Consider the following 264-nt stretch of genomic DNA (forward strand, 5'->3'; position numbering starts at 1 on the left):
CTCCACGCCGCGAAACGTCGCCACGAACCGCTCTTCGTCGAGGTGCAGCGGCACGCTTTCGGGAAAACGGTCGAAGCGCGAGCGGCGCATAATCGCCTTCGCGCGCGCAACCAGTTCGAGCAGACTGAACGGCTTGCAGATGTAGTCGTCGGCGCCGAGTTCGAGGCCGATCAGGCGATCGACCTCCTCCACCTGCGCCGTCACCATGATGATCGGCACATCGCTGTACGTGCGCAGATCGCGGCAAATATCGCGGCCATCGCG

Annotated in this window: 1 protein-coding gene; it reads right to left on the minus strand. The window is 64.0% G+C overall.

Annotated elements, in window-relative coordinates; translation table 11 throughout:
• A partial coding sequence (locus SB772_RS42020; RefSeq protein ID WP_410838776.1) for a response regulator occupies positions 1 to 264 on the minus strand: 264 nt, incomplete at both ends.

This window comes from Paraburkholderia sp. SIMBA_030, from assembly GCF_046535245.1.
Lineage (GTDB): Bacteria > Pseudomonadota > Gammaproteobacteria > Burkholderiales > Burkholderiaceae > Paraburkholderia.